At 45.6% G+C, this 1,428-nt stretch carries 2 protein-coding genes; both read right to left on the minus strand.

From position 1 onward, the window contains the following. Positions 1-221: 221 nt before the first annotated feature. Entirely contained in the window at positions 222-881 is a 660-nt protein-coding gene (locus Q0386_RS06055; protein ID WP_297962501.1) for a carboxymuconolactone decarboxylase family protein, read from the minus strand. Positions 882-986: 105 nt separating this feature from the next. Beyond that, positions 987-1,214 carry an aldo/keto reductase gene (locus Q0386_RS06060; protein WP_297962499.1) on the minus strand — a complete coding sequence of 76 codons (228 nt, stop codon included), beginning with the start codon at positions 1,212-1,214 and terminating at the stop codon, positions 987-989. Between the last annotated feature and the right edge of the window lie 214 nt (positions 1,215-1,428).

Here is a 1,428-nt window from a genome sequence, read left to right on the forward strand (position 1 = left end):
CGGAGAAATAGACTACGAGCGTCTTTTGCGGCTCAAATTTGATATTTTCCGCCGCGCTTTGGTTCGTCGCGAATGAACACATAGCAAGCGCCGTAGCCATTATTTTACTTAGTTCTTTCATTTTATTTTCCTTTCTTTTATCTCGTCTGTTCTTGCCAAAATTTGGCCGTTAAATTTCAAGGCGAGGCGTCATAAGACAAAACACCGCATAAAAGAGTCCGCTAAAGGCTTTTTAGGAAATCTCTTGCGTTTTGTACCTTTGTCTCGCCAATACATTCACTCAAAATTTTAAAAATTCTCTCGAACTGCTCGTCCGTAACGCCTAAATTTCTGGCACCGCCCAGGTGCGATTTTAGTTGCATATTTACATTATCTAGCGCTGCTAACGTCGATACGGTGATGATCTCGCGCTCTAAAAAGCCTAGATTATCCCTGCTAAAAAGATAGCCGAAAAGATAAGCCTTCAGTCCGTAATCGACCGCAGGCGCGTCAAAAAGCACCGTGCCCGAATAATCGCGCCCGAAGATATATTTTTGCGTCTGCTCGCCAAGCTCGTAAAAATCGCTGTCCAGAGCAACCGAGCTCGCGTCCTTGCCCGCTCCGTCTTTGATACCGACCGCCTCGCGCTGTTTTAGGAGTTCATTAAAGGCTATGAGTCCGTTTAGCCCCCTCGGAAAGCCGATGTAGGCGCTCTGATGCGATAACGCCTCCCTTATCTCGCTCACGCTAAGCCCCGCTTTTAGGGCATTTTCTAGCGCACCTTTTAGCTTACTCGCATCGCCTGCCGCCGTGTAAGCCGCAATGCTGACGAGCGCTAGCTGTTTGTGGCTAAGCGCCCCGTTTAGCTTTGTCGCATGCGAAAGTTTATTAAAATTTGCCATCGTTTGCTCCTTTGCCATGTTGAAATTTAAAGCACATAGAATCGTCAAAAGAATTCTAAAATTTTCATCTATTGCCGTTATCCTCTCACCGCAAGCGCTGCAGACTTAAGGGAAGCGGACGGTCATCTCGCGATCCACGCCGCCCGCTATTGCCGCTTTAACCGCCGCGCCAACGCCCTCTTCGTTGCGATAAGCCTGCGCGGTGTCGATGAGACGGTAACCCACGCCAATCGCATCCTCAACGCACCTTTGAGCCTCCGCAGGCTCCACCTGATAGACTCCGTAGCCTAAAATCGGCATTTTGTTGCCGTCGTTTAAGATTAAATACTGCATTTTTGCTCCTTGTAATTTTGATTTTTAAACTGAAATGATTATAACAGTTTTAGAAAATAGGCGGTAGAACGATCCTACAAAATCATTGCCTATTTCTGCAAATTTTATAAAAAATGCAAAATTTAGATCAAATTTGTAGTTAAGCTGGTCCAAAATATAAAATTTAGACAAAGAAGCTTGTGAAATAAAATCAATGAGAGGGCAGCAGACCTGC

The sequence above is a fragment of the uncultured Campylobacter sp. genome, assembly GCF_938045625.1.
GTDB lineage: Bacteria > Campylobacterota > Campylobacteria > Campylobacterales > Campylobacteraceae > Campylobacter_A.

Bases quoted from the DNA above. Each gene is read 5' to 3' on its own strand.
- Q0386_RS06055 (WP_297962501.1), bottom strand. From the start codon at position 881: ATGGCAAATTTTAATAAACTTTCGCATGCGACAAAGCTAAACGGGGCG.
- Q0386_RS06060 (WP_297962499.1), bottom strand. From the start codon at position 1,214: ATGCAGTATTTAATCTTAAACGACGGCAACAAAATGCCGATTTTAGGC.